Here is a 23,098-nt window from a genome sequence, read left to right as displayed (position 1 = left end):
GATGAATGCAATAGTAATTAAGAAATCGGAACTCATAGAACAGATCAGAGAGGATTTTAAACTTTGGGAAGAAATGTCACCGGATATCGACAAAGGCTATTTTGACGAAGAGGACGTACAGTCTTATCTGAATTTCCTGATAGAAAGATATCATGACGAATGGATTGTCATAGATGACACACAGGAAGGAGGTGATGCATGAAAGAGCTTTTCAATATAATTCCCAATTCGACAGGTGAGGGATTCAGGATGCAACTCAGTACGGGAGTTATCGATATTCCGGATGATAACGGAGGTTATATCATTTCCTCCGGCTGTGGTAGCGGTAAGACTGAAAGCATAAAGAGCCTGATCCGGCAGAAATACAACTCGGGGATTCTGTACTGTGTCGATACCCGTGACGAACTGGGCAAGATGTATGACTGGATTCTGGCTAACTTGGTGAACAGGGAATTGGGGTATGGTGATATATTGAGAGAAAGTGATGTTATGATCATATCCAGTGACAAGGAGCGTTCATCCTTTCTGAATCAATACAGGGACAATCCCGAGATTCTTATGGAGAAAAAGATTATCCTGATCACACATGTACGTTTCTGGACTGACCTGATCAATTATTTCCTCATTTACCGTCCCCAAGTACCCGTAGATTCATTTGACGGGGATTTCAGGAAACTAATGGTACGACCGGATCTTAGACGGTATATCCTGTTTGACGAGACTCCCACCTTTATCAGACCTTTCGTGGAATTCGACCGGACGATACTGGGAGTATTCAGTAAAACCGATGATACGGGCAATATAGTCTGTATGTCACCGGAAGAAATCGGGATTTATTACGACCATTTCATCAGGAATACCAGGAATGACCTTTTCAACCAGTCTTACCGGATTAACCGTATCAAGCGTGATGTGGCATTAAACCTGATTCCGCAGTATTATGACTCATGGATGCTCTCGGAGAGTGACAAGGCAGGCATCACATTCTATCCCGTTGACCTGTGTCCTTTGGGAGTCTACATAAATACGCATGTACTGATCTTCGAAGGTGCAGGGGATCTTTTGTTCAAGGACTCCAGGAACTTCAGGCTTCTTGATGTGGACCGGAAATATAACTGTGTGACTGAATTCCGGAAAATAGACTTCGGACTGTTCAGAAGAAATCTCAATCCCCGACGTTTTGACGAGTTTACCACACGTATCGCCATGCTTATAAACAAACCTACCCTGGTCGTATGCTGGAAGGATATCAACGGGGGTGACGACGGTCCGGGTAAATCAGAATATGCAGAACAACTCAGTGAGGCTTTACTACTAAAGGGTGTCCCCAAGGAACTGTTCACTGTTACCTATTATGGGTCTTCAGATAACAAGAGTACCAATAACTACCGGGATATAGATCAGATTGTAATGTGCGGTGACTGGACCTTACCGAATATAGAATCAGCCAGAATACGTCGGGCTTATGGAACCACTACCGATACACAGAATCAGAAAGACTGGTTCTTTAGTCAGTTAATTACAAGAATAGGCATAAGAAAACACGACGGTGGTACTTATACGGTATATTATACGGATGACTTCAAGTATGATTTCATAGGCAGGATGTATGCGTACTTCAATGAGAACAGGGTAATCAGTTCGTCACATAGCCGGGAATCATCTGACTGGAAAAACAGGTTGGATAGAATGAATATCCGGAGTAACCTAAAGAATGAGATTGTACAACTGGCTATAGCTGATGAGGATATGAGGAATGCTATCGGTATGGATCGGGAATACACCAAAGAGGTCAGCTTTGATTATCTGGAGAATTTGGGGATAAAGAGGAGTGCAAGGGAAAGACGTAGGTACAATAAACTGATAAGGGTATTAGAGAAAATCAAAATAACCTTACTTATCGAGTAGGTAAAAAAGGATTGGGTATGATGTTCTAGTCTGCCCTTCCTTCTCTAAAACCATACTATACCTTACCCGCTTTTTTTCGATGGGCTAGTTAAATTATATAAGAAGTAAAAAAAAGCGGGTAGATAGAAATAATAAATAAAATTGAAAATAGAAATAGTAGATAGAAATGAATAACAATTGTAAGTTACCCGCTCTTTTTCAATAAACCAGTTAAATTATATAAGGATCAAAAAAAGTAAGTAGATAGTTGGTAAATATAATTGGTAGATAGAAATTAATAACATTATAAGTTACCCGCTTTTTTTCGATAAACTAGTTAAATTATATAAGAAGTAAAAAAAAGGGGGTAGATAAATAATAATAGAATTGATAGATAGAAACAATAAATATGATAAATCATAGATATACAAGTTTTATAGATTAAATAAGAAAGACCGCTACGCTGTCTCTCAAAGTGATACAGAGAAAAACTTAAAACATTTTATCTCCCTTCTCTTATCACTAAAGGAAGAGCACGAAGTGGTCTCTCTCTTGTTTATTCAATTATTTATTTACATTACTTTTATTCCAGTCTATTACCATAAATACTGAACATAGCACCTCCAATGAAAAAGAGTGGTTATGTGTAGAGAGAGTGACAATAATAAAAATCCTAAATATGATGATTAACAAAACAGTCAGTTACTACAACAATGCGGATGATTCCAAGAGTAAAAGATTCTATAACCTTGATTATGTCCTGGGTATGATCAGGGATAATCAAGAACTGTTCCAGCAAACGGTAAGACTCAGATCTATGCCGACAGAAGAAGAATACAAGCAGGCGAAGAAGTTGTTACCAATGATTGCTCCCTCGGGCGTATTTGATTACCGGAATGATGATCCGGAAAATCTCAGGGAGTATTCCAATGTGTTGGTTCTGGATTTTGACCATTTTCAAAGCCACCTTGATGCCGGAGAATTCAAAAGAAACCTAATTGATAATGCAGACCATCTCCATATCTATGCACTTTGGTTTTCACCGAGTGGATTAGGAGTAAAAGTGGCAATGATTCATGATAACACAAACCCTATGTATCATAATGAACTTTTCAGATGTATTAGAGAGCAACTCTACCCAGGAATACCAGAGTTTGATGATAAATGCGGTAATCTTAGTCGGACATTTTTCTTAAGTTCGGATCCGGAGATTTATATTAATCCGCAACGAGATTCTCTTACCCCTTATCATTTTGAGCATTCCCCGTCAGTGAGGGCAACTCCTACGAAAAGCTATAATCAGGGCTACATAAGCAATTGTTTCACTCATACCTCGACAGAAATAATCCAGAATAATTGTTTTCAGATACAATGGAAAGACAAAACACTGATCAATTACATAGATAAGAAGTGGCGCCTGGAATATCCTGAATCCTACGAGGACGGTCACAGGCATCAGTCTATCCTGTCAAGAGCTAAATGGTTATGCAGGTATGGTGTGCTCTATGAAAATGCATTAGCGTATCTCACCGGGACATTTGGGTTACATGGGATTGATAAAGCTGATATAGAAGCTATGGTTATCAATAACTATAATGCCAACAGGGGAGACTTCGGAAAGGACAGAATGAGGTTGTACCTGAAAAAAGAATCCGGCAGGAAGTATAGGAACCAGAAGCTGAAAGGGGAATAAAATATTCGGTCGTAGTTTCTCCTCCGTCCCCAATCACCCCATACCTTATTAGGGAAGAAATAATACTCACATATGAAGAGTATCTGAAACCAAAAGTATCCTGCTACAACTTGAACGAACACAGATCAAGAAGCAAAGGAAATACAACGGTGGAAGGTACTCTTTATTTTTTCTTCTCAATTAAAGTCGTACCCAATATCAGGCAGAAAGAGAATGTATAAAAAATAAGAAATCGTTTTCTCTGTTTTAATGCCATTTTCCATGTATCTTTACGCCTAGAAAGCTCCTATTCTCTTATGTATGAAGAAAGAATACTCATATAAGAGCGTTACATTGAACAAAAATACGTATATTTGCAAAGGCTGACCGGAGAAATGGTCAGAGATATAGAAAGCGTTTTTTGCTTTATCCTAAGATCAAAGTCTGGACAATTTTGGTACTTAGAAGGATGAGGACAATGTAACGCTCATTCTGTTTTGTATATGTACCTGATACAGCCAATGTTGTATCTATACATAACATCATGGCGTGAGTATTGTTTCTTCATATTCATTTCTAAGTAGGTATTCCAGACACCAGATCTTGATGAATAACAGAACAAGTCCTCACGCTTTTCTTGTATAGTCAAATTAATGCTGACTTCGAAGGACTTATAGGCAATAAAGTTTAAGGAGGGTATTTTATGCCACTATTCAGAGTAACAGTAAAGAGAATGAAAAACACCAATGGTATTCGTCTTGAACCAGGAATGACTGTAGACATTCCTTCCAACTCTTTCAGCAATCCTGTCACAACTAACGGTGGACAAGTAGTTATCGATGCTTTTTATCGTATTTATGGAGTAGATATAAAAAAAGCAGGAGCATTGAATATGTCTGACCTAGACGTACAACAAATCCGCTAAAAATGTCTTTTTTATCAAAAACATGGAACTGGCTCTCACTATGTTTGCTTAGTTCCATGTTCAGTTTAATGTTTTAATGGAAACTCATCATGAAGAATCGATTTATAGCAGCACTATTAGCCATCTTTTTGGGAGGATTTGGAGTACATAAATTCTATTTAGGCAAATGGAACGGAATATTCTATCTTCTTCTATGCTGGACTTATATTCCGGTTATCATTGCATTTATAGAAGGAGTTTTATACCTCGTTAACGGAGAAGAGGCCTTTGATAAGAAGTACAACAAGGTACAAATCTCACAAGAAAACACCTACAACAACTGTAGTGTCCACATTCCAAAGGAAGGAAATCTCTCGGACACCGGAACGTCTCTGTTCAAAGTATGTCCTAAATGTGGACAGAGAAACGAACCAGACAGTAATTTTTGTGAGTTTTGTGGTAAAAAGCTGTAATTTTAACACGAAGAAATATGTATTGTAAGAACTGTGGTAAAAAATTAAATAATAGTGCGAATGTTTGTCCAAACTGTGGTACAAACGTAAATACTTCCAAAAATATACAGTCCATTTTCAAAGCAAGCATCTGGTCAAAAGAAGGAGAAATAAACGATACAGATTGCTGCTGCAATTGGATACAGGAAAACATCAAGAGCGAAATTCGACAGAATTTCGGCATAGGTTATAATGAGAGAATCCTGTTTGTTCGTGATACATCTTTTTGGAATTCCCGCAATCAAGGTTTAGCATTGACCGATGCAGGAGTCTATTGCATTCCGGACAATGATAAGATGGATGAAAAAATCAGCTTCTCATGGAGTGCAGTGCAACGTGTGGAATACAAGGATTTGGTGTTGTACTTTTGGGGGTATAGTGACAACGATGATGACTACTGTCCCATCCACATTTCTTACTTCATGAAGTCGGACGATAACGGTAAAGCACGTCGCATGGGAATTGCCATTGCCCAAAACTTGACAGAAATGGCACAAACTATAGAACCTGAAAAAGATGCGTTTGACGTAGCAATAAAACATTACGATGAACTGAATGCGGCAGGAAAAACGGAAGAAGCATTTCAGTTTGCTTTATCTTGCAAAGATCAAGAAGGCTTAGAAGTCTTTTATATGCCGGCTGTCAGAGGGTATCTTATTAAAGAAGAGTATGCCAAAGCAATTTCGTTATGTGATGAAGGATTGAGACATTGTGAATCGACCAGTCCGATGGAGTACCAATTATTGTATGCTAAATATTCAGCCTATCATGGCTTAAAAAATGACTTTGAGGCGAGAAAGTATGCTTTACCTGTTGCTCTCAATGCTCCGGATGATCTAAAATATCTTACAGGAAATGATACACTGATTAAAGAGGATGCAAAAAAAGATTTTGATTTTTGTGAAAATGAATATGTTACCCATTATTTGGAACAACCCTATAATAAACGGAAAACACTATTAGCAGTCAATGAATATTCAGACTTATGCCAGGAACGTTTGTCGGTAATTAATATAAATACACTACCTAACACAAACATTGAATTTCCCATAGGCCATCCAGTAGCCTATCAACTTTATATTGGTCATCCTTACATAGCTCAAAAATACATTCCTTTCGAGAGCTATGAATTGGAATTAATAGAAGACAAAATCCGCGAATTTTGTCAGATTATGCAGAGTCTGGGGGCAATGGAGATTACAATAGAATGTCTCAACAGTTCGACAAATGATACAGAAAAACATTCTGACAGGAATTTATCCGGAGATGTTTCTTATCGGGTTGTTTCCGGTTCTGGATATAGCCAGGAACAAGGCAGTCGGCATTTGATTGATGAAATCAGCCAATCTGTTAATTTGCATCAGAAATTTGTACCCAAAGGTGTTCCAAAATTACCTGAAGTTTTAGTTTGGTATCCTAATGAGCCTTCATGGCAAAGATTGTATGAGCAACGAATGAAAGGTACTTTGTTACAACATGAAGAACGGATCGAAACACGTAAAAACAGAGTACTTGAAAGTGATGAACTATATTCTATAGAGGGGGAGTTCAAAAGTCTGTTCATAGAAGCTAAAGGACATTGGGATAAAAAGAATGAAGAAAAGTTCGCTTTGCAAGAAAACGCAATCTTATCTATTCAAGTCTGTTTTGCTTCCTTGGAAGAATTACAAGATACAAATATCACTCAACAATCTAATAATCATGTTCTCACAGACAATGAGAATGAATATGTGGAAGAACTAAAAATATGCATGAAAGAGAGTGGTGGAATTTCACCCGGTGAACGCCGTTTGCTTGAAAAAATTCGTATTAAATTAGGTATCAGTGAGATCCGCGCTAAAGAATTGGAAGAAGAGATCTTTCCTCAACTAACAGAAGCAGAATTAGAATACCTAGAAGAATATAAAGCTTGCTTGAAAGAGGATGAGGGAATAAGCCCTAAAGAGCGAAGATTACTTGATAAATTAAGGGCTTCTTTGAGTATAACAGAAGAAAGAGGCAAAGAATTAGAACAATCACTTTGATTCAAAAAATTATGATGCAGAAATGTTTCTATGTTCAGAGGAAAAAGTATTTTCAGATGTACCGAATGTGGCAAAATTTTCATTGGAAAGAACATTGAGTATCATGCTACCATCTATTCTTGTCCTCAGCCTTGTAAACGTTGTGGTGGAATAAGAACTTTGCCGGTTTTGCATACCATATTCATTTCTGTTTATGAAAAGCTCTGGGAAGACATGAAAAAAAAGAATTAGATACACATTCTTAAGATATTCATAAGCCATAAACAAAAAAAGCAATAATACTCACACAAAAAGAGTACCTGAAACCAAAAGTATCCTGCTACTTGAATTACCATATATCAAGAAGTAAAGGGAATACAATGGCGGAAGGTACTTTTTATTTTTTCTTCTCACCTTAAAAAATGACAAAACGCTCTTAGGATCCCGCCAATTTCTAACTAATGATGAAAAAACAGCATATCTGCTATGTGGAGTATTATGAATTTATTCTTTGGTGGTCCTCCTGAGGAATCACTGAAGCGTCAGGTTGGAGAAAAGGCTTCTGGTCCTGATGTTAGCGAAAAAACAGGAAGCAGGCACAATGAGAAGTACGAACAGGATATTACAGCACTCAAGGAGAGGTTCGGAAACTCTTTTATAACCGGACTCTGTATCAAGATTACACTAAAGGAAGCACTGGGGATGATGCCACGTAACCGAAAAAGGGTTGACGCATATTATGGGCTGACCAGGTATCTACAAGAAGAGTTCGGAATTACACTAACCATTTATTCACAAAAAACTAAACCAAACGACCATGAAAAAGATAATTTATAAAGGTACGATAGAAGAGAATGACTATAACCGTGTGAAAGACATAGACAGTGAGAACTATATAACCCCGAACGGAAAAACGATCCTGCCGAAATTAACACAGATGCCGTTACGGGATCTCGCTATCCTAAATTTCACCAGTGAGAACGAACTGAAGAAATACTATACGGGCAATGAGGAGTACTTTTCATATTCCGTTGTAGAACTGATGCTTGATACAAGGATACAGGCCAGAAACTTGAGCAGACACAAAGTCAGCAGTTTTGAGGATGCATTGTATCTGCTTTATACCTATTCAGAGGAGATACCACAAGCAGACGATCCCAAATATCTGTCCATTCTTATTGCAGCCGACATATTGAATGTAGAGGAGGAGGATATCATAGAAGAGGCAAGAAGGGATAATAAGTTGTATTCGGACGAAGACAAGAACCTGTTTGTACCGGTCCGGTGGATTGGGGACTGGTATAATGATGCTCTGGCTACTTTGGGGGTATCGAGTGTCATCTATATACAAACTGGGGAAACGGGGAAAGTTAAAATATTAATTGAAAGAGACCTGGAGTAATATGAAGAAGAAAGTATTTATAACGGGCAAGGTGTATGATTTGGGTACACTGGGAGTCAATGAGGTTGAAAATGCTGTTCAGGCGGATCTGGATAAGTTTTTTAATGCTGGTGGAGTTAAATTTAAACTTAGAGAAGTATCGGAGAAAACATTGGAACTGACATTTCTCCGTAAGTACAGGAAGGGGGAAATAGACTGGCTGAATTATGATCCAAAGTTGATCTATAATATTGATGCCAACATAATCACCAGGCATAGTTTTAATGGTTTCAAAGTACCGGATTACTGGGGAGGCGTTCCTTTCGGGTACACGTTTTCCATGCCGAAGAGAGAATTTATAAAGTGCTATAGAAATTCGGCTATACTACTTGGGGCGGATCAGGTAAAGAAAGTTAAGATCACAGCACAACCGGAGAAGGTGATTATAAAGTTGATGTTTTAAGAGAAAGAGAGAAGATAGTTAGGGATAGCTGTCTTCTCTCTTTATTTTTTGTTTTTATAAAGGTACTAAGAAATGTAAAATTATCAACAAATATACCGTGGCAAATAGCAAACCCTTAAAAGTCATAGTGGCAGCTTTCATAACAGTTTATGACTAGAAATAAATTAAATCAACCTTAAATTCTCTTTATTGCAAATGAAATATTTCAAAATAGAAATTTAAATAATAAACTAGCAGAAATGAGTATTACAACTTTTTCTTAACTTCAATATATTTACTAATTTTGTATAGACTGTAAATATTATGTATACTGGTATATAGTGTTATGGAAAAATGCACAATAACAGGATACATCGTTTTTATGAACTTTATCCATGTAGGTATAACTTTGCAACATAATAAGGAACGTAAATATGACAGAAAAAAGAACTATTGGAAAACTTATCGAAAAAGAGGTTCGCAAGCAACAACTTTCAATTGTTGAATTTGCAGATAGAATTTGCTGTAAAAGGAATAACGTGTATAATTTGTTCACTCGTAATAATATGGATATTCAACAACTTGCATTAATATCCAAAGTATTAGGACGTAATTTTTTCAAAGAATTATCTGAAGACTTAGAGTTTGCCAATGAGACGGATGAGTCAGAAGAAGATATTCAAAACAGAAAAGCCGTCTCTCAGTTTATGGAAGTAGCCCCAAGAGTATTACGAAAATTGAATGCCTCCCCCATCATTGTATTTAGTGTCAGTGAGAATGGAAAATACGAAGGATGTCCCGTCCCAGACTTTATGCTTCCCGATTATGCTATCTCTTTTACAATTGGAGAGACCTTTCAAGAACGTGCAAAAGATTTCTATCATCCAAGACTTATCTCTATTGAAAGTTTCCAAAACAAAGAAGGCATTGCAATTGAGATCTCGACAAATCATCTGCATGACTCCCGTATCATAAATATAAAGTTAGACTATAAATCAGAAGATGAATGGTATGATACTTTAAAATTCGCTCTTGAAGTCTATAATTCATTTAGAAAATAAAGTTAGAACCGTTATGAAAGTAGATATTGATATATACACAGAGGTCAAAGATTGTACCTATAAAGATGAACTCTATTCTGTTCGTGATAATGGAGCAGTCTTTCGTCACGCCAAAGATGGACACAAGCCAAGGAAACTGGATGAACAATGGCTCTTTGGTACTAAGAATGAAAAAACAGGATATATGACTATAGGAGGGCATCGAGTCCACATAATTGTTGCAACAGCGTTCCATGGTAGTCATGATTCAAAAAGAGACATAGTAGACCATATTGATACTAACAGATGTAACAACCGACCAGAAAATTTGAGATGGCTCACAAGGTTAGAGAATGCATTGAACAACCCCGCTACACGAAAAAAAATAGAATACCTATGTGGCGGTGATATTCAAAAATTCATCGATAATCCAAGTTGCTTGAGAGATCTTACAGGTACAAATCAAGATGTAATGTGGATGAGAACGGTTACACAGGAAGAGGCCAAAGCAGCTTATGAACGGGTTATGAAATGGGCTGAAAAACCGAGCAAGCCGTATTCCAGTGCAGGTAATATGGGAGAATGGATATTTGCCCAACCTGATTCTCCGATAATTCAAGATACATATAGGCAAGTTCTGTTCCCCGCTCTTTCACCTGATACAGCCTTGCAACGTGAATGGAAAACACCCACTGAATTCCCACTTTGCCCTATCCAAATCAGTGAGACTCCACTTACTTCATATATTGATAACCTTTGTGTTGGGAAAGTTATAACGAGAAATCAATATACTACTCAAATTATAGATGATTTTGCTCTATGTAATGAAAATCTAATAATGGTAATATGTCATAGCCTGTCAGAGGATATAAAGAAATACACCTCTGTTTCTATAACTTTTGAGGATGGTAAATATATCCATGAAGGGCGTACATATTTTGAAGAACGTGGAGCACAAAAGGCTCTCACAATAGCCAAAGGCTTGGAGTGGGATGGACCGGACGGAATTGACGATTATTGCTAATATTTATTGTATACATTATGATTGTACCATCAATGACGGAGCAAGAAATCCGTGAAGAACTATTGAAAGATTTAGCAGACTTAGATAAACCAATGGAACGATTTCGTAAGAATTTCAGATCTAAAGTTTTGAAGTCTTATAAGTTTCCAGTAAAAACTTCGTATGACTGTAAGAGTGTCAAAAGAAAAAATCTTTTTGTCGTAACTTTTACCGCTGATAAAAGAGGACAGCATGATAATCCCAACATAAGTATGTACTGTATATATGAACGTAAGGAAGGGAAATACGCAGCTGTTTATCAACCTATGACACATAAAATAACAATATATGCCCCCCATTTCTTCAAAAGCTACCAAGAGCGTATCCTTAAAGATTATAATTTACCAATGCTTGAAATTATCAAAGAATACTTCAGAAACTGTTGGGGATTAACCAGTGTTGAGATTGATGAGAATTTGGAAACAACCTACCAATGTTTTGAAGGACATTACAATGATGAAGTGATTGATTTTGTATCAGTAACGGCAGGAGGTTACTGTTTTGGAGAGAAGCATGGAAATGTCTCTATTATAAAGACTATTATTTCGGAAGAGATGCTATCTGAAAAACAAAAGACATTTTTCTATGACTTAAAAAAACTATGTGATAATATTCAGATAGATTACAGTAGCAAAGGAATAAAGTATACAATATCTCCAATTGATAAATGAAATCACTATGGTTGGAAGGAGATAGTTGCAGTAGGTAATTCTATAAGTAACTGGATTTTAATAGAATACGTGCATAAAATTCCTCTGCTTAGTGGTAGAGGATTATTTATTGATACTAACATCATAACTGGGCATGGATTCGATGGTTTTAAAGTTCCCGTCTATTGGGGAGGAGTCTCATACGGTTATCCATTCTTTATGCCAAAGGAGGAATTTATTGATTGCTATAAGAAGTCAGCGATTAAACTTGGAGGAAGCAGGTTGAAGTTTGCAGAAGTTGGAATAATGCCAGATAAAATCATATTGGGGTTGGCATTTTAAGTGAATGAAGAAAGGAGGATAGTTTAAAAGCTATCTTTCTTTTTTTATCTTTGTAGGCAGTACTATATGTAGTTTTCAATAATGAGAATAATAACAGTACTATTCAACAGACAATACAATATAACAATATGAATACCGATAGATTGATACCGATGGATTATATTGAGTTGCAGTTTAATCAGTATCTAAAATTATCCAATAACAAAAGAATTATATTTTCAGGTAGAAATCCTCATATTTATTGTAGAAAAACTATTATCGAATAAAAAGTTGCATAAAGAAAAAATCACATATTTAATGGTTTACACGAATAATTAGTCACTCCACACAGGACGAATAGGGTTTAATGAATAAGCACCTCCATGACAATGGGCAAATGAACAATAATCATTAGCAAAACTAAACCATATAGCCATGTTGCTACCTTTGTCAGAAATATCTCCAGTCCAATAAAATCCTATCGGTTCTTCAATATATATTACCTTATTATTTAGCGCACAATAATGACTGGATTCTGTATAAGGCAAAAAGATACTGTTACCATTAGCCCCGGTAAACAGCATACCATAAACACCATTTTTTATAATTTCCTTTCGGGTACATTTATGCTCCAATTCACTTACTTCAGCATCTGTTGGCATACGCCAATGCCCTCCTTTTCTCACAGTAGCAGCATCATAAGACGTTCCACTTATATGTTGAAGTGGAAGATTATTGTCATATATATAATCAAATATATCATAATGTTCGGGATTACGTGGAGCTGTTTCTGCCCATGCAAAAAAGTCACCTATTTCTTCCGGAACTGATGCTCCTAAATTCTGTGGTGCCCACTTCACACTTAATCCTAAATCCACAGCATCATTACCGCCCCAAACAGCCTCTTTGATAACTTTACCTGCCTCATTATATAAAACAGCTTTCAACATATCATTATCCATCGACGGTGTCCATGTTACTGTTACTATTCCGTTCTCTGCTATCCCGTATTTTGATGATAACCTACCTTCTGACTCAAAAGTCACAAACTGCGGCAATATCGTTGGAGAAGACTTACCTAACAAATAATCAGTATCATATACTTCAAACGAAACAGTAATGGGACAGTCTTTCACAATTTCATTAGAACTGGCTTTATATATATGAATATCAGTAGGAGAACAAAACAGGTCTTTCTCAAAAACATTAAGAGAACCGGTCGTTAAATGTTCCACTTCATAATTCATAAACATTAAACTAAGCCCGGATTCAATATCCATTCCCGTAAAATTTCTCAATGCCCATGCACAATAATCGTTTGAAGGATCAAGCAGTGTCTTTCTGAAACCTCCTTTCAATTGGCTTCCAATGTAAGGTTTTATGTCGAATGAAGGACCAAGCAAATCATATAAGGTAACGTGAATTCTCGGATAAAGCCATGCCTTTGCCGTAATACTTCCTTTTCCTTCAATAGTTGGATAAATGGCTTTTTCATCGGATGTTATCTCTTTAACAGGTGAAATCCCATCGTTCTGTGACCATTTAATGCCTACATTTGCAGTGGCTGTATTTTGTACTCCCATATAAGCTGATATTTCCCCATTGGCTTCAATAGAAGCCCCTCTATATAAATCCGCACTAAGAGTTACGCAAATCGGTACACCATTGACATTGAACCATACAAGAATCGGGCGAAACACATTATGCTTACATAATTCATCTTCGTTTTCTTGATATTGGATCTTACCAGCAATATCTGCGCGAAGTATAAAATTAGAATAAACATTTCCTTCTACCATTGCACTGACTTCAAGAGCTTTACTTTTATATTGTTTACAAGCATTATTTACTACTTCATTGACAGTCCGTCCACCAAAACTCAAATACATTGTCAAATCTATATTAACACCATAATTTGCTTTCTGCATATATACTTTTGAATTTTCGTCTTTATAAAATGTCATTCCGTCAAAATCTTTTTCCCAATCCCATAAATCGCCAGTTATATGACTTCCCTCACGTGAGACTGTGCGTGTTTGTGCCTTTCCATTTTCGTCACGATATACTATTTTAACCGGAGTATATACATTGTTTGAGGGGTATGCCCTGCTCTTTCCATGGTCAGATGTGGTCAATACAAAATCTGTATTAGCAAATATATCACACATGCTTCCAGGAGTAGCTGTTATAGAAATGTTTTCTCCCTTTTTTTCTACACTTTGAACTATAACTATGTATCCGATAGTATCCGCATCAACAGTCAGAATACTTCCCGGGCGTATTTTTTCTGTAGACATATTTGAGGTGAATGTATACCTTCCCTTATCGGGATCACACTCTACAAGTCGGGTTGTTTCCTGATCAATATTAACATAATCAGGATTTACCAATTCTGTTTCATACTCTTCTTCTGAAGGTAGTGACATATTATCAGGCAAATTATCCTCTTCACTACACGCTATAAACAATATAATTAATAATGTATAGTATACTTTTTTCATATAAATATCGATTAAAATCAAATAAACTACATCTGAATAATCAACATGACAAAATTGAAAACCGTGCCAAGTTATCAAAATAATTTTTATTTTGCAAGAAATTATTTAAGATATTCCACGACTTCATTTAAGAAATCTTGTTCATTGCTTGTTATTGCATTAAAAATTCTTATATTCTTGTCAGCTCCCCAATACTTCAAATGCAGCTTTACTAATTAATTAGCTGTTTCTTGCCATGCTTCCTTAGAACTATCTGAGCTCAATTCATTTCCACACAGATATTGTTCAAATAAGAGGATTTTGAGAGGTTCAACATTATTAGCAAGGTATAAAATAGGATTAGGAACAGGAAAACCGTCCTTTTTTAATAGTTCTAAAATTGAGTATTCTGTTCTATTAGTAATCTTTGCAACCATAATATCTTTATCTCGCTCTACTTTAAAGCACTGATAATCGCTTACAAAAATCATTCCTTGAAATTGAGATATACGAAAACTATTTTTTTCAACTGAACTTTCATCATCCCATTCTGTTCCAATTATAATTATAGCCTATGTAAGTTAATGTATTCATAATCATCCTCCTTTATTTAATAAATCCAGTTTCTTTCAAATCATTATACACTTGTTTCATTGCGTAACCTTTGATGATATTTCCCGGATGTGGTTTATGTATCATAATAGGACGACCCAATTGATTTTTGAATATGACCCTTGATCCGGAAGTTTTACTCTAATTGGATCTTTCATAACCGAAATAACCAAGCAACTTTTCCATGAGGTATAGTAAAATATGATACATTTATTACATACATTAATTATCACTAGTTATTAATAAACCATTTTGAATTGCATTTTCCAAAATGTCACTTTCTCTTCTACTTTTGTCTCCTAAAATATTTTCAATATATTTCCCACGTGTTATTGCTACATACATCTTATTATGCCAAGTATAATTGGAGAAAAGAAAAGAATCTATACTTTCTGAAGATGCGGGAACTCTTCCTTTATCAACTCCTATTATTATTACTGCATCAAATTCTAATCCCCTACGAAATCAATTAAACTTAGAACAAAACGCCCATTTCTAGTTGCTTGTTTTACAATTGAAGTATCTCCTCTACTTTTTAAAATTTCAATTGGCTTATTTGATTCATTCGCAGAACGTTGTATACTAGTTAATAAACGCTCATTACTAGCTATTAATAATATTTTGGATCGCTGTATATTATGTTTTGATAAATACTTTCAGCTTTATAGAAAGCGTAGGAGCTCATCTCAGAGTCATTCTCTTTTAAAATATAATGTGGGACGACACATTTCTTTTCTTCTTGTTCAGTAAAATTAAATTTAGCATCAATTAATGGATTATCGAATGTAGTAAATAATGTCGCACCAGAAGATAGGATGTTAAATGCCAAATTTACAATATCAGGCGAACTTCTGAAAACAGTATTTAATTTATGTGAGTCTTTTATAGAATCAGCGTCTAATTCAAATGCAATACTTAAAGCTGTGTCATTTAATCCCCTATCACCTAATGCCTGTGACTTATCAATAGCAAAAATTATATTTTGCTTACATTTTTCTTTATTTAAAAAATGGAAAATCGATAATTCATTTAAGTTAACCATATGAGTTTCATCTATAAATAAAGCATTGTAGCCTTCTTTATTTCTTCGTCTTCGCCAAATAGGAGTATTAAGTTGCCCTAGAGCCGTTAAAATGATATCATCAGAATCAAATTGTCCTGTTTCTTGTAGACTCTTTTGATAATATTGAAAAATTAAAAACAAAAAAGCCAAATCTCCTTCCTTACTACACGGAATAGAATATTGCAATCTTGGTAATTGTTTATAGCAGTCTAAATTTTCATTAGCACGTCCTTTAATCGTCACTGCTATTTCATGTTGAAGCATTTCAAATAAATTATTTATAGACGTTTTTTCTATGAATGAAATGAACTTGTCAGAACAAATAGATTTATATGATTTAAAATCTGTACTAATTGCGTGTGAATAAGCTTGCTCAATATATAAAAGTTGAAGCTCTTTTGATTCCATTGCATCACGATCTAGGTATTCATTTGAAGATAAAGAACCACCCAAGTATTGTATACACCATTCCTGTAAAGTAATAATGGATAAAGAGATATTAGAATAGTCTTTATCTAAATATTTATCAATATCACTACAATTAGCTTTAAAAATATTAAGAATCTGTTCTTTAGTTGATATTGTATGAGTAATGAATGCAATATGAAATTCTTCATTTTGTTTATCTTTTAACTTTAATGTATTGATACATCTAAGTATCATAGTTAAAGTTTTACCAGTACCTGCAGCTCCCTCTAAACGTTCAGCTCCATTTATATTTGAATTTATAAATTCTTTTTGCTTTTTAGTTAAAAAATAATTCCATTTTTCTATACCAATAGTCGAATCTATTGACAAGTCTATATCTGTCAATTCCGTAATTGATATAGTTTCTATCGAAGTTACATTAGTGTTAACCGGAGAATGAAATACAGTACTGGAAAGCCAGACTACTGCCCGCCGTAGCATATAACGGTATATTTTCAGAAATTGACAGTACGCATCTGATATCGTATTCAAATGTGACGACAATGGATTTTGACCATATAGGGACACAGATTAAGATAGCGAAAGAAAAAAAGAGAATCAAGCCTAACAAAGTCAATGAATCTATCAAGCTAAAATAAACTTTCTTCATCACAAGCGGCAAGGAGGTAGACCAATATATTGGTATCCTTTTACACTGCTGTTAGAAGACCAAGATATAGGTGTTCATTAGGTGGAAAACACATATACATAATAGGGAAACGGCACACAATTTTATATAGCCTCTCTTTAGTTAAATCTAAAAACAAAAAAATGTAATGAGAATGTTTTGAGTAAAATATATTATCTCTATATAAAGAAAAACTCAAATTAAAACCACCGCTAAATATATTTTTTGATAACAACAAAATATCTTGATTAACATTTATATATTTTTGGACAGGACAAACCGTTTTCGTCTCCGAAGAAGGCTTCAATCTGCACCATTTTTTATACCTTTGCATTCGTAAATTCCTCTTTTACGTGAAGATGACCCAATGATGAAAATAGACAGTTATACAGACCAAGAAATTGTAAGGGCGATTTTGAACAGGAACACTTACATTACAAAAGAGTTTCTGTACAAGAAGTGCTATCCTATGTTTAAAGCCATTCATTGCAGGTACTATACTGACTGTGAGACCACAATTGATTTTATATCGGAAATATACATACACATCCTATCTATTCATCCGAAAACCGGCACTTGTAAGTTAGCCGGATTTAAATTCATGTCGTCACTATACTCTTGGCTGAAAGTCGTATCGCTTAATTACTGTCACTGCCTTTACGCCAAAAGAGTGGATATAAACGAAAACTTCAATATGAACGATGATAGAATTTCGTTGGAAAATCTATCTATTGATTTGGATGTTACAAGGTTGAATAAATCCGATGTTCGAACATTGCTCATGCAGATGCCGAATGCCCGGTATCGCAAACTCATCGAATTACGCTATGTGCAAGAGAAAACAAATGAAGAGGTTGCGGTAGCTTTGGATATGACTATGCAAAATTACTATAATAAACATAAATTGGCAAAGACTCAGTTCTATGCCATATTAAAGAAGGAGGGCTTGCTATGATTGATTTTGATGATATAAAAGAACTCCCTGTTTCCGAGGAATGGATAGCCGCCTATATGGATGGCAAGCTGGATGCTGCAACATCAGCTTTTGTGGAATCTAATCTGATTGACTCCCCCGGACACGCGGACTTTGTCGAATCATTGAAAGAAACATGGAATATGCCGGGGATTTCCATGGTTGATTTCGGTTCTTCTGAAATAAGTTCGTCTGAAGCATCGGCAATTGACAACATGAATTTACCGTCAATAAATACAAATGATTTATTCAACGGCTTTGATGTCTTCAATGATCTTGTTTTCTCTGATACCACCAATCTTTTCCCTTCCATTTCTCCCTATGGAGATGATTTTACACAAGATAATATTGCCGAATGGGAAGTTCTTGAAGAAAATAACGATATTTTCTCTCATGGCACTGATATTTTTTCAGACGATAATCAATCTATAAATATAGACACCCCAGACGAGATGGATGGTTTGCCTGATGATTTATAGTTTGTAGAAAGTAATGAAGCACATAAGATGACAGAATTTGAATATGAACATACTGGTGATGTTCAACTAGATTCTCTTTTGCATGAAACGCAAGAGATGATACAGGGGAATAACGACTTCATTTTACCTGATGAGATGGTTTCATGTGCCATTCATCGGGCTTGTGATTTCTTTAACCTGCCTAATGTCCCTTTTGTTGGAGATACATCTGTATGTGTGTGGCCCAAGGATACCGATACAATATATGATGATGTCTTTGGATTCAGTCGACAACAAATGATGGAAATGGGTATCAGTGGAAAAGATTCGCTGACTCTTGTGTACACACATGAATGTGCGCACCGTGTATTACAAGACAACAGTGTTCTAACGGGAAAAGAACAAGAACTGGCTTGCGATTTCTTTGCCGGAATCCATGCAGGCATCGAGGACATTGATGCACAACCTTTGATGGATGCCCTCGGCGATACTGTGGAAAACGATTCTCATCCATCCGGTGAAATAAGAGCTGCCGTAATCGACTTTGGAAAAGAGACGGCAGAAGAGATGCTGGAACAAGGCGTTCCTCTGACGTTTGATAACTGTATGGAACGTTTCGAGAATTTTTTGAAGGAACATGACTTATCCGACTCTTGGGTAGTTTCCGCTTCTTCACACAACTTGACGCATGGGGAAAAAATTTCCTTCGGTTCCGGGTGGAGTGCAGATGAATATGTGGAGAAAGCCAACAACTGTTATAAGGAAGCCGACTACTACGAGAAAAAGGCGGCTCGTTGCGAAGATCCCGATGACATCCGACACAATTTGAATGAGGCAAAAAAATGGAGACAACGGGGCGATGAGTATATGCAAAAAGCAAAATATGCGGATAGATAATTATAAAAAATAGAATTAAGATGGATTTATTATCAATATTAGGTTTAGGTAGTATAGGAGGTGGCATTGTTGCTTCCAAGTTGATAGATTATGTTGTACCTTTCAAACATACCCCACAAGGCAAGTTGTTCCAGGAACAAAAGAAATGGCAACAGGAGATGGAAGAACAACGCATGGATTTTCAGGAACGTTTGGAAATGAAGCGAATGCATTTCCAAGAGAATTTAGAGAATCAAAGGGAAGAATTGCAGAAATACCTTACAGAGAAGAATATTAAAAACACTCGTGAGATTGCACTTTTTCAGGCTCAGGCGGCAAGGCAGACACAAATATTGGTGGCACAGGAGAACGCACGGAATATGTTGGAAGACCATTTGGTGCAAGATGCCTTGAAGAACTATCCTCTGAATGTGTCTCCTTTAGTATTGTTAAGGAATCGTTCTGCCAATATGATATCTTTACTCCGCTTTACAGAAAAAGATGGAGGACAAAAAACTTCCATTGAGAAGGTTTTTGAGGATGTGAAAGGGGCAATGGCACATCCCGAAGCTTTAAATATATTTGTGGCACCCGTACATGTTGATTCAAAAATCCGTAACCGAAAAGTGCTGAGTGACCAGATATGGGACACTGTTTATCAACGAATTGAAAGTTTCTTTACCCAGCATTATAACCGTAGCAGTAACCATCCGGTCGTGTTCTTCCCCACGGCTTGGAGTGACAAGTCCAATCCCGGTATGCACGCCAGCGAAACCTTGCATTTCTTTTTGAAAGACATACCTTGTGTCGTGATAGAGCCTCGTTTCGACGGAACGACTTTTCGCTTGATGTTCTCTTCCTGGGGCATCGGCTATAACTCTACGGAACATCATCGGACGGAACTTAGTTTCCCCATCAACATTGACGTGGCTTTGGCTTGTTCCGTGTACGACCGTTCACTGAAGGCACTGGATGCCATTGCGGAGATTGACAACCTGATGGATTCGGACGCATTGGGATTCAGAGAGAAAAAGAAGATACTGAAGAGGAACATAGACCTCTATCAGGCACTTCACATCGAGCAACGCATTCAGGAGAACCGTTTGGACGAGATAGAGGCGTTAGGCATTTACAACATATTTGCCATTGAACCATTGCAGGATTTATCACCGCTGGCAGATTGTTTTTCCGCACAAATAGGTCTGAACCTAGCAGCATTGGCGGACATTCATCATCTCCGTTCTGTAGATGCGGAACCTTTGCTTCCCAATCTGTTTAAGACTTATTTCCCCACGCTCTACAAGAATAAGGAGTTGCGGCAACAACTTGCAGACGAATACGAGCGTTCCTATCGTTTCTTGCGGCAAGAAGAAATAGAGCTGAAAGCCATTGAAGGCATTCGGGATGCACAGCTTGAAGCGGTCAAAAAGCAATTGGAGTTATCGGAGGCTTCTTCTACGGAAGTCGTAGAGAAATTGTGGCGTGAATATGCGCAGAAGCATTATCAAATAGTAGCGGATGATTTCAACGACATTGTAGAGGAGTGTCTGTATGGCGACTGTATGACAGCAGAAGATATTCCGTTCTTTGAAAGCTTACTTAAAAATATGGATGCCACTAATACACAACTGTATGCTAAGTTAAGCCAGAAACTATTTGAACTGCAACAATCAAGATAAAACTGTATGGGAAAGATTTTATATATACGTCTGGATTCATCGCCACTTCCTGAAGCATGTGATGAGATTATAGTGAAAGACTTCAACTTGGAAAGTTATTTCTGTACTTTGCTGGGGAAGAGATTGCTGGAAGAAGCAGGGCTAGCAGGAACTATGCTTTATCCTGGCAAGTTGATTGCTGATTTTGAGGAATTAGATAAAGAGGCATATAGAGAGATTATACAACAATGGGAAGGAATATTAGCGTCTTTAATCCTTTCTCAACAAGACGAAAACAGGGAATATGAGATTAAGTTTCCCGTTTTATATTGTCAATGGTTAGACAGCAATGAATTCCCTGAATACTTTAAAATAAGCGCTTTCCTAAAAGTTTCACGAAAAGCTATTCTAAGTTCCCAAGTAATATATGAGATTATCTACTCTGTTCTGTTAAAGAAACTATCATACTTCTTACAAAAGAATGTAGCGATTGTAAAATGTATTGTTTTTAGTATTGATGGTATAGGAGAACAATCATACATACGACATTTAATTGACATTTATAATATCGAGGTCAAAACTTTGCAACAATCTTGTGTTTTTCTTCCCTATGACAAGGTTGAGACCAATAATATTTCTGCCATTCTAAAAAGAGAAGGAACAAATAAAGTATTTATTTATGGAAAGAAGATGCTTGAATGTGTCTATAATGAATGTTCGTCTTTGGTTCACGGATATGCTAATGTTCGAAAACTAAATAAATGGGGAACTATCAACGAGGATGGTGTTGAAATCATACCATGTGTATATGATTGTATTTCTACATTCTACAAAGAATCATCTTCAAAAAAGTTAACAGCTTACGCACGTATAGGAAATAAAATGGGATGTATTGGTATTGATAATGAGGTCATTATTCCTTTCGGAAATTATGAAGATATCTGTTATTTTCAAGGAGAATACGCATGGGCAAAATTAAATGGGAAATGGGGAACAATTGATATAAATAACAAAATAAGAATACCTTTTGTATATGAAAACCCTGGGTTTAGTGGCTATGGATTTGATGATTATTATTTCATAACGTTAAACTCTAAAAAAGGTATTATAAAAAACGATGGCAGCGTATATTTACCTTGTATCTTTGATAGGATTGATAGTGATTCCGAATTCCACATTATAGTATATAAAGATGGACGTCAAGATGTTGCAACCTTCTATAAACGATATGGTTATTTGAGATATAAAAAAGTCTATAATTTTTGTAACGAAATGGCTATAGTTAGATCTGCTCATAATGGTAAATATGGTTTTATTAATGAATCTGGAGATGAAGTCATAAATACCCAATACGACTCTAAACCAGATAATTTTAATAAGGCAGGAATTGCATGTGTTCGTAAGAATGGGAGATATGGAATGATAAATAAACTAGGGAAAGAAATGGTTCCTTTTATTTATGAATACATATCGGGTATTGGTGATTTGATGCTTGCAAAAAAACAAGGAAAATATGGCTATCTCAATAATAAGAGTGAAGAAGTCATACCTTTTATATACGATGATGCTGGTCTCTTTGATAGGGAGGGAGTGGCAAGAGTTACATATAATGGAAAAAAGATGCATATAGATGAAAAAGGGAATATTCTGTTCTATAATCTTTCCTATGATAGCATTGGTGATTTCTGTAATGGGGTTGCAGTGGCACATAAAGATGGAAAAATCGGGCTTATAGATAGGCAAGGTAAAGAAATTTGGCCATGTAGTTACAATTGTGACAGCTATGTAAATAGGATATATTCAAAAGATTTATTGATTGTATCAAGAGGAAAGAAATATGGCATTCTTAATTTGGATGGGAAAGAATTAATTCCTTGTATCTTAGATGATGTTTCTCCTTTTAGCGGCGAAGGCAATAACTACCGAAGATATGGAGTTATCAAGCGAAATAACAAGTATGCACTAATAGAAATAACAACAGACAGAAAAGGAATTACCATATTATAA

The 23,098-nt window shown here is 36.1% G+C and carries 20 protein-coding genes and 1 pseudogene; 17 read left to right on the top strand and 4 right to left on the bottom strand.

All coding sequences use genetic code 11. The features are described from left to right. Position 1 precedes the first annotated feature (1 nt). The 12 genes from K6V30_RS13895 to K6V30_RS13840 all read left to right on the top strand — a co-directional run bounded on the left by K6V30_RS13895 (position 2) and on the right by K6V30_RS13840 (position 11,575). Entirely contained in the window at positions 2-202 is a 201-nt protein-coding gene (locus tag K6V30_RS13895) for a hypothetical protein (protein ID WP_224207151.1), read from the top strand. Beyond that, entirely contained in the window at positions 199-1,908 is a 1,710-nt protein-coding gene (locus K6V30_RS13890; RefSeq protein WP_224207150.1) for a hypothetical protein, read from the top strand. Before K6V30_RS13895 ends, K6V30_RS13890 begins: the two co-directional genes overlap by 4 nt. A gap of 658 nt (positions 1,909-2,566) precedes the next feature. Beyond that, positions 2,567-3,580 carry a BT4734/BF3469 family protein gene (locus tag K6V30_RS13885; protein WP_224207149.1) on the top strand — a complete coding sequence of 338 codons (1,014 nt, stop codon included), beginning with the start codon at positions 2,567-2,569 and terminating at the stop codon, positions 3,578-3,580. A gap of 682 nt (positions 3,581-4,262) precedes the next feature. Then, positions 4,263-4,484, top strand: coding sequence for a DUF6140 family protein (locus K6V30_RS13880; protein ID WP_054960711.1), 222 nt, complete (start codon positions 4,263-4,265; stop codon positions 4,482-4,484). Between the two features lie 89 nt (positions 4,485-4,573). Beyond that, positions 4,574-4,936, top strand: coding sequence for an NINE protein (locus K6V30_RS13875; RefSeq protein WP_081018493.1), 363 nt, complete (start codon positions 4,574-4,576; stop codon positions 4,934-4,936). Between the two features lie 17 nt (positions 4,937-4,953). Continuing rightward, positions 4,954-6,999: a zinc ribbon domain-containing protein gene (locus tag K6V30_RS13870; RefSeq protein ID WP_224207148.1), complete on the top strand. Its 2,046-nt coding sequence runs from the start codon at positions 4,954-4,956 to the stop codon at positions 6,997-6,999. Positions 7,000-7,464: 465 nt separating this feature from the next. Next, entirely contained in the window at positions 7,465-7,815 is a 351-nt protein-coding gene (locus K6V30_RS13865; RefSeq protein ID WP_055171805.1) for a hypothetical protein, read from the top strand. Next, positions 7,796-8,380, top strand: coding sequence for a hypothetical protein (locus tag K6V30_RS13860; RefSeq protein ID WP_224207147.1), 585 nt, complete (start codon positions 7,796-7,798; stop codon positions 8,378-8,380). The genes K6V30_RS13865 and K6V30_RS13860 overlap by 20 nt, the downstream gene beginning before the upstream one ends. A gap of 1 nt (position 8,381) precedes the next feature. After that, positions 8,382-8,822, top strand: coding sequence for a hypothetical protein (locus tag K6V30_RS13855; protein WP_224207146.1), 441 nt, complete (start codon positions 8,382-8,384; stop codon positions 8,820-8,822). Positions 8,823-9,235: 413 nt separating this feature from the next. Beyond that, a complete protein-coding gene (locus tag K6V30_RS13850) occupies positions 9,236-9,862 on the top strand; it encodes a hypothetical protein (RefSeq protein ID WP_070613030.1) in 627 nt (208 codons plus the stop codon). A 13-nt stretch (positions 9,863-9,875) separates the two neighbouring features. After that, on the top strand, positions 9,876-10,865 hold the full coding sequence (locus K6V30_RS13845) for an HNH endonuclease signature motif containing protein (RefSeq protein ID WP_215714756.1): 990 nt from the start codon (positions 9,876-9,878) through the stop codon (positions 10,863-10,865). Between the two features lie 17 nt (positions 10,866-10,882). Next, positions 10,883-11,575: a hypothetical protein gene (locus K6V30_RS13840; protein WP_224207145.1), complete on the top strand. Its 693-nt coding sequence runs from the start codon at positions 10,883-10,885 to the stop codon at positions 11,573-11,575. 635 nt (positions 11,576-12,210) lie between these two features. Here the strand turns inward: K6V30_RS13840 and K6V30_RS13835 are convergent. From K6V30_RS13835 to K6V30_RS13820, 4 genes and pseudogenes are all read right to left on the bottom strand, one after another. Continuing rightward, positions 12,211-14,376 carry a hypothetical protein gene (locus K6V30_RS13835; protein WP_224207144.1) on the bottom strand — a complete coding sequence of 722 codons (2,166 nt, stop codon included), beginning with the start codon at positions 14,374-14,376 and terminating at the stop codon, positions 12,211-12,213. A gap of 215 nt (positions 14,377-14,591) precedes the next feature. Then, positions 14,592-14,846, bottom strand: a complete 255-nt coding sequence (locus tag K6V30_RS13830; protein ID WP_224207143.1) for a hypothetical protein — start codon at positions 14,844-14,846, stop codon at positions 14,592-14,594. 115 nt (positions 14,847-14,961) lie between these two features. Next, positions 14,962-15,090: pseudogene (locus K6V30_RS13825) on the bottom strand (type II toxin-antitoxin system HicA family toxin); the annotation flags it as partial. Positions 15,091-15,577: 487 nt separating this feature from the next. After that, the gene (locus K6V30_RS13820; RefSeq protein ID WP_224207142.1) at positions 15,578-16,939 is read right to left on the bottom strand and encodes a UvrD-helicase domain-containing protein; all 1,362 of its coding nucleotides are present in this window, start codon (positions 16,937-16,939) and stop codon (positions 15,578-15,580) included. Between the two features lie 881 nt (positions 16,940-17,820). Between K6V30_RS13820 and K6V30_RS13815 the strand changes: the two genes are divergently transcribed. From K6V30_RS13815 to K6V30_RS13795, 5 genes are read left to right on the top strand one after another with little or no spacing between them, the layout of a single operon-like run. Continuing rightward, the gene (locus K6V30_RS13815; RefSeq protein ID WP_224207141.1) at positions 17,821-18,081 is read left to right on the top strand and encodes a sigma-70 region 4 domain-containing protein; all 261 of its coding nucleotides are present in this window, start codon (positions 17,821-17,823) and stop codon (positions 18,079-18,081) included. Then, positions 18,078-18,578, top strand: a complete 501-nt coding sequence (locus tag K6V30_RS13810) for a hypothetical protein (protein WP_224207140.1) — start codon at positions 18,078-18,080, stop codon at positions 18,576-18,578. The genes K6V30_RS13815 and K6V30_RS13810 overlap by 4 nt, the downstream gene beginning before the upstream one ends. Before the next feature lie 27 nt (positions 18,579-18,605). Then, positions 18,606-19,454 (top strand): hypothetical protein, encoded by an 849-nt coding sequence (locus K6V30_RS13805; RefSeq protein WP_224207139.1) that lies wholly within the window; start codon positions 18,606-18,608, stop codon positions 19,452-19,454. 20 nt (positions 19,455-19,474) lie between these two features. Then, the gene (locus K6V30_RS13800) at positions 19,475-21,112 is read left to right on the top strand and encodes a hypothetical protein (RefSeq protein WP_224207138.1); all 1,638 of its coding nucleotides are present in this window, start codon (positions 19,475-19,477) and stop codon (positions 21,110-21,112) included. Between the two features lie 6 nt (positions 21,113-21,118). Further along, the gene (locus tag K6V30_RS13795; RefSeq protein WP_224207137.1) at positions 21,119-23,098 is read left to right on the top strand and encodes a WG repeat-containing protein; all 1,980 of its coding nucleotides are present in this window, start codon (positions 21,119-21,121) and stop codon (positions 23,096-23,098) included.

The sequence above is a fragment of the Bacteroides faecis genome (genome assembly GCF_020091505.1).
Lineage (GTDB): Bacteria > Bacteroidota > Bacteroidia > Bacteroidales > Bacteroidaceae > Bacteroides > Bacteroides faecis.
The sequence above is the reverse complement of the archived record's forward strand: the minus strand, read 5'-3'. Positions and strand labels throughout refer to the sequence as shown.

Excerpts from the sequence above, each read along its gene's own strand:
- K6V30_RS13800 (WP_224207138.1), top strand. The coding sequence starts at position 19,475 with ATGGATTTATTATCAATATTAGGTTTAGGTAGTATAGGAGGTGGCATT.
- K6V30_RS13860 (WP_224207147.1), top strand. The coding sequence starts at position 7,796 with ATGAAAAAGATAATTTATAAAGGTACGATAGAAGAGAATGACTATAAC.
- K6V30_RS13820 (WP_224207142.1), bottom strand. The coding sequence starts at position 16,939 with ATGCTACGGCGGGCAGTAGTCTGGCTTTCCAGTACTGTATTTCATTCT.
- K6V30_RS13810 (WP_224207140.1), top strand. The coding sequence starts at position 18,078 with ATGATTGATTTTGATGATATAAAAGAACTCCCTGTTTCCGAGGAATGG.
- K6V30_RS13895 (WP_224207151.1), top strand. The coding sequence starts at position 2 with ATGAATGCAATAGTAATTAAGAAATCGGAACTCATAGAACAGATCAGA.
- K6V30_RS13845 (WP_215714756.1), top strand. The coding sequence starts at position 9,876 with ATGAAAGTAGATATTGATATATACACAGAGGTCAAAGATTGTACCTAT.
- K6V30_RS13850 (WP_070613030.1), top strand. The coding sequence starts at position 9,236 with ATGACAGAAAAAAGAACTATTGGAAAACTTATCGAAAAAGAGGTTCGC.
- K6V30_RS13875 (WP_081018493.1), top strand. The coding sequence starts at position 4,574 with ATGAAGAATCGATTTATAGCAGCACTATTAGCCATCTTTTTGGGAGGA.
- K6V30_RS13880 (WP_054960711.1), top strand. The coding sequence starts at position 4,263 with ATGCCACTATTCAGAGTAACAGTAAAGAGAATGAAAAACACCAATGGT.
- K6V30_RS13855 (WP_224207146.1), top strand. The coding sequence starts at position 8,382 with ATGAAGAAGAAAGTATTTATAACGGGCAAGGTGTATGATTTGGGTACA.
- K6V30_RS13840 (WP_224207145.1), top strand. The coding sequence starts at position 10,883 with ATGATTGTACCATCAATGACGGAGCAAGAAATCCGTGAAGAACTATTG.
- K6V30_RS13815 (WP_224207141.1), top strand. The coding sequence starts at position 17,821 with ATGAACGATGATAGAATTTCGTTGGAAAATCTATCTATTGATTTGGAT.
- K6V30_RS13865 (WP_055171805.1), top strand. The coding sequence starts at position 7,465 with ATGTGGAGTATTATGAATTTATTCTTTGGTGGTCCTCCTGAGGAATCA.
- K6V30_RS13830 (WP_224207143.1), bottom strand. The coding sequence starts at position 14,846 with ATGATTTTTGTAAGCGATTATCAGTGCTTTAAAGTAGAGCGAGATAAA.
- K6V30_RS13870 (WP_224207148.1), top strand. The coding sequence starts at position 4,954 with ATGTATTGTAAGAACTGTGGTAAAAAATTAAATAATAGTGCGAATGTT.
- K6V30_RS13885 (WP_224207149.1), top strand. The coding sequence starts at position 2,567 with ATGATGATTAACAAAACAGTCAGTTACTACAACAATGCGGATGATTCC.
- K6V30_RS13890 (WP_224207150.1), top strand. The coding sequence starts at position 199 with ATGAAAGAGCTTTTCAATATAATTCCCAATTCGACAGGTGAGGGATTC.
- K6V30_RS13795 (WP_224207137.1), top strand. The coding sequence starts at position 21,119 with ATGGGAAAGATTTTATATATACGTCTGGATTCATCGCCACTTCCTGAA.
- K6V30_RS13835 (WP_224207144.1), bottom strand. The coding sequence starts at position 14,376 with ATGAAAAAAGTATACTATACATTATTAATTATATTGTTTATAGCGTGT.
- K6V30_RS13805 (WP_224207139.1), top strand. The coding sequence starts at position 18,606 with ATGACAGAATTTGAATATGAACATACTGGTGATGTTCAACTAGATTCT.